This window comes from Arthrobacter sp. SPG23 (genome assembly GCF_000876655.1).
Taxonomy (GTDB): domain Bacteria; phylum Actinomycetota; class Actinomycetes; order Actinomycetales; family Micrococcaceae; genus Arthrobacter.
The window spans coordinates 151807-159339 of the sequence record NZ_JYCN01000013.1 but is presented as its reverse complement, the minus strand read 5'-3'; the positions used below and the strand labels follow the sequence as shown (position 1 = coordinate 159339).

Here is a 7533-nt window from a genome sequence, read left to right as displayed (position 1 = left end):
TCTTCCGGACCGTTTCGGCGTAGAGCCACACGCCTTCGTCGGCGAGGTCGTCCCGGGCCACCCCGGTGACGGTGGCGTAGCGCAGCTGCATGGCCTGGACCGAGCGGGCCACCTTGGTGGGTTCGAACATGTCCACCGGGGAGGGCTTGCCGGTGTCGATCTGGCAGAAATCGCAGCGCCGGGTGCACTCGGAGCCGCCGATCAGGAACGTGGCTTCCTTGTCTTCCCAGCACTCGAAGATGTTCGGGCAGCCTGCTTCCTCACACACGGTGTGCAGGCCCTCCTTCTTCACCAGGTTCTTGAGCTGGACGAACTCCGGGCCCATCTGGACCTTGGCCTTGATCCACTCCGGCTTGCGCTCCACCGGTGTAGCCGCATTGCGCTGCTCAATACGCAGCATCTTCCGGCCTTCTGGTGCCAGTGTCATGATTCTCTTTCCTTTGTGCGTGCGCCGGCTGGCCGGCAAAACTTTGGTGCTGGGGCCGTTCCGGTCATCGGCTGCGGGCTCAGCATTCCACGACGTTGACGGCCAGGCCGCCCATCGCGGTTTCCTTGTATTTGGAGGACATGTCCTTGCCGGTTTCGCGCATGGTCACGATCACCTCGTCCAGGGACACCCGGTGCGTTCCGTCCCCCCACAACGCCATCTTCGCGGCGTTAATGGCTTTGGCCGCCGCGATCGCGTTCCGCTCAATACAAGGGATCTGCACCAGCCCGCCGATCGGATCACACGTCAGCCCGAGGTTGTGCTCCATCGCGATCTCCGCGGCGTTCTCCACCTGCTGCGGCGTCCCGCCCATCACCTCGGCCAGGCCCGCGGCCGCCATCGACGACGCCGAGCCCACCTCGCCCTGGCAACCCACCTCCGCCCCCGAGATCGAGGCCTGCTCCTTGTAAAGCACCCCCACCGCGGCGGCAGCCAGCAGGAACTTCACCACCACATCGTCACGATCCTGCCGGGTGGCCTGGTCCATGCCCGGAGCGAAATGCAGCGCGTAATACAGCACCGCGGGGATGATCCCGGCAGCCCCGTTCGTCGGCGCGGTGACCACCCGGCCACCTGAAGCATTCTCCTCATTGACCGCCAGCGCGATCAGGTTCACCCACTCCTGCCAGTACTTCGGATCCCGGTAGGCGGGGTCCTGGCCGCGGTTCTCCTTCAACAGGCGTTCGTGCCAGTCCGGCGCCCGACGGCGGACCTTCAGCCCGCCCGGCAGCAGCCCCTCCCGCTTCAGGGACACCGCGACGCACTCCTCCATCACCGAATAGATGTGCAGCAGGCCCTCGCGGATCTCCTCCTCGGACCGGGACGCCCGTTCGTTGACGAACATGATCTCGCCGATGGACAGGCCCTTGGACCGGCAGTGCTTCAACAGCTCCGCCGCGGTGCGGAACGGCAGCGGAAGCTCCTTCTTGGACTCATCGAGTTCCTTCAGCGCCGCCTCTTCCTCGCCCTCGCGGACAATGAAGCCGCCGCCCACGGAGAAGAACGTCGCCTGGTGCAGGACTTCCCCGCCGGCGTCCGTGACGGTGAACGTCATCCCGTTGGTGTGCCGCGGCAGGATGGTCAACGGCCGCAGCACCATGTCCTTCACCCCGTACGGCAGCGGAACACCCGCACCGGCACCGGCACCGGCACCGGCAAGCTGCAGGGTCCCGGTCTCGGCGATCGCCGCGAGCCGCTCCTCCACCTCCGCGGGAAGGATCTTCTCCGGGTGGTAACCCTCCAAACCCAGCAGGATCGCCGTCATGGTCCCGTGCCCGTGCCCGGTGGCGGCGAGGGAACCATACAAATCCACCCGCAGCCCGGCCACCTTGCCCAGGTCCCCGGACGCCCTCAGCTCCTCGGCGAACACCGCAGCAGCCCGCATCGGGCCCACCGTATGCGAACTCGAGGGCCCAATCCCGATGGAAAAAAGATCGAAAACACCAACAGCCATGGCCGGGGGTTCCTTAGTTGCCCAGGCGCTGCGGAGCGGACCGGGGACGCGCACTGAGGCTGCAGGGCAGGCAGCTGCGGGGGCCCGCAAACGCGGAAGAGGACGGCTGAATCGTCACGAGGAACTCCATAATTCAGGTGGCGCAGGGCGCCACATTGATTGGGTTCCTCCCCGCTCTGTATGTGACCTGAGAGTTTCCGCGGACCCTGCTGTTACAGAGCGCCGCTTGCACCGTCGGTGAGCCCGGGGACCGGACTACTTTCCAGAGTTGCCTCGCCGCGGCGGTACGTGGGCCTGAGAGATTCCTGGGGAGGATTTGCTCCTACGGCGCCTGCTGAACGTACCGGCAGGACTCTCCCGCCGCAGATCAAAAGCGTGTGCCACTTGTCGGTGACACGGCTCACACTTTATCCGTTGCCGGGGCGGCTCGCAACAGAGTCACGTCACATGTGTCATTCGTACCGAGCCGGCTGTTCCGGCGCACCGTCCCGGCCTAACCCGGCACGGCCGGGAGTACAGCGGCAAACGCAAAACGGCGGTGGTGGCCATCCGGTGATGACCACAACCGCCGTCCGCGCTGACGCGTCCAGCCGGAACTAGGACGTCAGGTGCAGCGATGCGGTCAGTGCCGCATCGGCGTCCTGCAGGACCTTGGCCGCCACCTGGAGACCCTCGATCCGGCCCAAGGAGGTGTCCTCGTGCTCGATGTTGACCAGCATGCTGGGGTCCACCTCGTAGAGTGCGCGCAGGAACTCGGTCCAGTAGGCGGTGTCGTGCCCGCGGCCCAGTGCCACGAAGTCCCAGGCGGAGTTCTTGGGCCACTCGTTGGCCCATTCATCTCCCCCGAGGTTGGTGCGGTTTTCCTCCGGTGCGAGCCGGCGGAAGCTGTTGTCCAGGACTCCGTAGAGCGCCGCGTTCGCGGTGTTGACGCGTACATCCTTCGCTGCTGCCTGGAACACCAGCGGGCCGAGTTCGCGGACCACGGCCTCCGGATCCATCTGCTGCCAGAACAAGTGCGAGGCGTCCAATTCGACGCCCACATGGGTGGCGCCGGTGAGGTCGATGAGTTTGCGGACATCGGCCGTGTTGAACACGATGTTCTGCGGGTGCAGCTCAAGGGCAACCTTGACGCCGTGGTCCGCCGCTAGGCGGTCGGTCTCCTTCCAGAAGTCTGCCGCGACGCCCCACTGGTAGTCGAGCACGTCCAGGGCGGCCGAGTTCCAGGCGTTGACCACCCAGTTGACCGTGGTTGCTCCGGGTTCACCGCCGGGCAGCCCGGACATGGTCACCACGCGGTCCTGTCCCAGCCGGTGGGCCAGCCGGATGGAACGGCGGATGTCCTCGGCGTGTTTCTCGCCGATTTCCCGCTTCGGGTGCAGCGGGTTGCCGTTGCAGTTCAGGCCGGCGATGGAGACGCCGGTCCCTTCGAAGATCGCCAGGTAGTCGTCCCGGGCCGCGTCGCTTTCCAGGATCTGGTCCATGTTCGGAACGTGGACGGCCGGCAGGAATCCGCCGGTGTTGATCTCTATGCCGGTGAGCCCGAGGTCGGCAATGACCTTCAGGGCCTCGGGAAGCGGGCGGTCGTGCAGGATTGCGTTGTAGACGCCGAGTTTCATAGCGTGATTTTCTTTCCGTTGTTGAGCGCGGATTCCGTGACAGCGCCAAGCAGCTCCATGTTGCGGACGCCTTCGTCGAACGTTGCGCAGCGCGGCAGCGACTCGGCTTCGCTGAGGCCGGCAACCTCTTCGAGGAACGCACGGGCCTGGTAGCCGAACGCGTCGTTCTGGCCGAAGCCGACTTCGGGGGCGTCCATGGCGAGGCCGCCGGCGATGTAGGGGTGGCCCGGGCCGAGAATCACCTGGCGGTAGCCGTTTTCGTTGCCCGATCCGTCGTTGAGGAACAGCTGGATTTCGGCGGGGCGGCGCTGGTCGAACTTGGCGGCACCGTTCTCGCAGAACACCTCGAAGTTGAGGCTGTTGGCGTGCCCTGCGGCAACCCGCGAGACTTCAAAGCTGCCGGCGCCGTTGGCGAACTCTGCGTTGAATGCTGCGTAGTCGTCGTTCTCCACGGCTTCAAACGTGTCGCTGACCGCAGCATGATCGTGCCCGATGACTGCGACAAGAGGCAGGGGCCGCTTATCGATCGCGGTGCTGAGGCGGCCGCCGCTGATGGACTGGATGTCGCCGCAGAGGAACTCGGAGACGTAAGCCAGGTGGCTTCCGACGTCGGCCAGCGCCCCGGAGCCGGGGCCGCCCTTGTAGCGCCAGCTCATGGGAGCGGAAGGACTGAAGCCGTAGTCGGTCCAGTAGCGGCCGCTGAAGTGCAGCACCTTGCCGAGGACGCCGCTGCGGATGAGGTCGCGGATGTAGGCGATGCCGGGCGTGCGGCGGAAGGTGAAGCCGATGCGGGCAATCGAGCTCGCGTTGCGGGCGGCCTCAGCCATGGCCCGGGCGTCCTCAAGGGAGTCGCTCAGCGGCTTTTCGCACAGAACGTGCTTGCCGGCGGCGAGCAGGCCTTCCACGACTTCGCGGTGGAGCGAGTTGGCGATGACCACACTGACGACGTCGATGTCATCGGCTTCAGCGATGGCCTGCCACGAGGTGTCGTTGCGTTCGTAGCCGAAGCGGCGGGCAGCCAGCGAGCCGAATTCGGCGTTGACGTCGCCGATCGAGACCAGCCGCACCGGGGGAAGCACGGGGCTGTACAGCGTAGAGGCCGTCCGGTACGCAGCAGCGTGGGCCTTGCCGGCCATGCCTGCGCCAATGACGGCGACGCCGAGGCTTTCAGCCATTGATTTCTCCTTTGAAATTCGGTCAGGCCTGACGCCCGTCCGGAAAATTGTAGCGCTACAAAATTGCTCGCTGAAAAGAGCGTAGCTTTGTCTGTATGTCCTGTCAATCATCATGCGGCTATCCTCGATAACGAGATAGGAAAGGCTCTCCATGACGCTGAACACCCCCCGGTCCCGCCGGCCCACGATCTATGACGTCGCCAAAAGCGCCGGCGTTTCGCCGTCGTTGGTGTCCTTGGTCCTGCAGAACCCCTCACGGGTCAGCGATAAGCGGCGGGAGGCCGTGCTGGCCGCCATCTCGCAACTCGGGTACCGGCCCAGCCGCGCCGCGACCGCCCTCGCGAGCAGCCAGACGAAGAGCATCGGGCTGGTAATCGACGATTTCCGGAACCCGTGGTTCGTGGATCTGTTGCGCGGCATGGAATCCGCGCTCTCGGTGCACGGCTACCAGGTCACGGTGGCGGACTCTCGGCCCGGGCAGAACCGGATCAAGGAGGCCACCGACGGCCTCCTTGCCCTGCACGTCGCGGGCCTGGTGATCGCCGCTGAACCCAGCGAGCCCATGCTCGCGGGCACCTGGGTTCCCACCGTCGTCGCGGGCTGGCGGAACGGCGTTCCGGCCGGTGCCGACCTCATCACGAACGACGACGACGGCGGCGGCCGCCTCGCCGTCGGCCACCTGCTGAAGCTTGGCCATACCCGGATCGGCCATCTGTCCGGCTCGGACGGCGCGGCGGCGCACCGGCGTGAGGGCTTCCGCAGCGGCATGGTGACGGCCGGCCTGGAGCTTCGGATCGCAGGGGAATCCGGGGGAACGTCGGAGGAGGACGGTTACGCGTCGGCCTGCTGGCTGCTGGACCACCACACCGACACCACGGCCATTTTCGCGGCCAACGACACCATGGCTGTGGGGGCGTTCGCCGCGGCGAAGGCACGGGGCCGGTCCGTGCCGGAGGACCTGTCGGTGATCGGCTACGACAACTCGCCGCTGGCGAAATCACGGTATTTGGACATCACCACCGTGGACAACCGCAGCGACGTGGTGGGAGCGGACTCCGCGCAGACGTTGCTGGCACGGATCCGGGACCCCGGCCTGGCGCCGGGCCGCAAACTGATCGAACCGGTCCTCGTGGTCCGCGGCACCACGTCACGCTTCACGGGCTGACGGCAGGGATCCGTCGGGGGCCGCGGCACCGCTTGCTACGCTGGAACAATGAAATCCCGCCTCGCCGCCCTGTCCGTTGCCGCCCTCATCGTTGCACTGACCGGTTGCGGGCAGGTCCAGGAAGCAGCCGAAAAGGCCGTGACCGACGGTGCGTCCCAGGTTGCCACGGCGGCCGCGGACCAGGTCAAGGGCCAGGTGTGCGCGCTCGTGGAAGACGGGCTTGTCAGCGTGAAGGACAAGGAACTCCTCGGTGGCCTCGTGGCCGGCGCCGAGACCGCCGGTGTGCCCTCCGAGATCACCACCCCGCTGCGTCAGATTGCTGCGTCGGGCGACCAGGTTCCGGCGGAATCCGTCACCGCACTCAAGGATGCCTGCACCGCCTGAGACTTAGCGTTTGCCCTTTTTGCGCGATCCCTTGCCACGGCCCTTGTCCGGATTGGGAGCGTAGCGCTGCGCCACCTTGGGCTTCTTGACGCCGCCGGTCCCGCGCCGGTCCGGTTTCGGTTCCTTCTTGGGCGGCTCCACCTTCGCCGACGGCTGGCGGGAGCTCTGGGCGGTCCGTCCGCGGACAATCCCGATGAACTCCTCGATCACTTCATCCATGGCCGGCTGTTCGGCCTCGGCCATCGCTTCACGCGAGGCCTCGTTGGGCCAGGCAAGCGCAATCTGCGTGGTGGGTGCGCCGGTGAGTTTCCGCGCCACCGTGTCCTTGACGTTGAAATGCCGGGCAACGGACATCGGCAGGATGGCAAGCCCCGCACCGGAGGCAACCACCTGCAACGCGGTTTCCGGGCCGCCGAGCTCCGCCACATCCAGGAACGTCTCCGCGGCAAGGTCCGCCAGCGCCACCTCTTCGAACACGGAGATCTCATGCCCCTTGGGAGCAACCACCACGGGCTGCTCCTCGTACAGGGGAATCACGTTCAGGCCCTCGCGCTCCACGGGCAGCCGGACGAAACTAAGGTCTGCGGAACCGTCACGTAGAACGGCAAGCTGCGAGCCGTCGTCGGACATAAAGGACTGCAACGGAACATCCGGCATCCGCTCTTCCCAGCGGCGGATCCATTTCCCCGGCGTCACGCCGGCAACGTAGGCGAAGCGCAGCACACGGCCTTCCGGTTCAGCGGGTGCGGGTACTTGCGGGGATTCTTCTTCAGCGGACACACGTTCACAGTACCGCCAGTGCTAGGGTACGGTCCCCCGCCGGATACCCTTGAAGCATGACCTCTGCAAACTCCCAGTCCATGAAGCCGGCCACCGTTGCCAAGAAGCTTGGCATCTACCTGCCCGCAACACCCCAGGAGTTCCAGGATTCGGTTATCACCCGCGCCGATTTCGCCGAGCTCCAGGCCAACCCGCCGGAGTGGCTGGCCGAACTCCGCCGCAACGGCCCGCACCCCCGCCCGGTGGTGGCGCAGAAGCTGAACGTTTCCATTAGCGGCCTGGCCCGCGGCGGCGTCGAAGAGGCACTCACGACGGCGGAAATCACCGCGCTGTTGCAGGCTCCCCCCGCCTGGCTGGTCGCCGAGCGCTCCACGCATGCGGCAGTCCGCGCCGAAGCGCAGCGCGTCAAGGACGAGGCGGCCAAGAAGGACGCGAAGAAAGCCCGCGCCAAAGCCGAGTAGGCCCCTGACGTC

Annotated in this window: 7 protein-coding genes, 1 pseudogene and 1 riboswitch; of the genes and pseudogenes, 3 read left to right on the top strand and 5 right to left on the bottom strand. The window is 66.3% G+C overall.

The annotated features are described in order from the left end of the window. The 4 genes and pseudogenes from TV39_RS06710 to TV39_RS06695 all read right to left on the bottom strand — a co-directional run. Positions 1–427, bottom strand: a pseudogene (locus TV39_RS06710) (lipoyl synthase); the annotation flags it as partial. Between the two features lie 79 nt (positions 428–506). Continuing rightward, positions 507–1940: an L-serine ammonia-lyase gene (locus tag TV39_RS06705; protein ID WP_043479881.1), complete on the bottom strand. Its 1434-nt coding sequence runs from the start codon at positions 1938–1940 to the stop codon at positions 507–509. A 272-nt stretch (positions 1941–2212) separates the two neighbouring features. Continuing rightward, positions 2213–2310: riboswitch (glycine riboswitch) on the bottom strand. 226 nt (positions 2311–2536) lie between these two features. Beyond that, positions 2537–3556 carry a sugar phosphate isomerase/epimerase family protein gene (locus TV39_RS06700; RefSeq protein WP_043479879.1) on the bottom strand — a complete coding sequence of 340 codons (1020 nt, stop codon included), beginning with the start codon at positions 3554–3556 and terminating at the stop codon, positions 2537–2539. After that, positions 3553–4731, bottom strand: a complete 1179-nt coding sequence (locus TV39_RS06695; protein WP_043479877.1) for a Gfo/Idh/MocA family protein — start codon at positions 4729–4731, stop codon at positions 3553–3555. Before TV39_RS06695 ends, TV39_RS06700 begins: the two co-directional genes overlap by 4 nt. 151 nt (positions 4732–4882) lie before the next feature. On the opposite strand from TV39_RS06695, the gene TV39_RS06690 reads away from it, so the two are divergent. Continuing rightward, positions 4883–5896: a LacI family DNA-binding transcriptional regulator gene (locus TV39_RS06690; RefSeq protein WP_043479874.1), complete on the top strand. Its 1014-nt coding sequence runs from the start codon at positions 4883–4885 to the stop codon at positions 5894–5896. Between the two features lie 48 nt (positions 5897–5944). Further along, entirely contained in the window at positions 5945–6280 is a 336-nt protein-coding gene (locus TV39_RS06685) for a hypothetical protein (RefSeq protein WP_043479873.1), read from the top strand. A gap of 3 nt (positions 6281–6283) precedes the next feature. Here TV39_RS06685 and TV39_RS06680 read toward each other — a convergent pair whose 3' ends face one another. After that, positions 6284–7060: a LysR family transcriptional regulator substrate-binding protein gene (locus TV39_RS06680; RefSeq protein WP_043479870.1), complete on the bottom strand. Its 777-nt coding sequence runs from the start codon at positions 7058–7060 to the stop codon at positions 6284–6286. 56 nt (positions 7061–7116) lie between these two features. On the opposite strand from TV39_RS06680, the gene TV39_RS06675 reads away from it, so the two are divergent. Continuing rightward, positions 7117–7521 (top strand): DUF5997 family protein, encoded by a 405-nt coding sequence (locus TV39_RS06675; RefSeq protein WP_043479868.1) that lies wholly within the window; start codon positions 7117–7119, stop codon positions 7519–7521. The last annotated feature ends 12 nt before the right edge of the window (positions 7522–7533 follow it).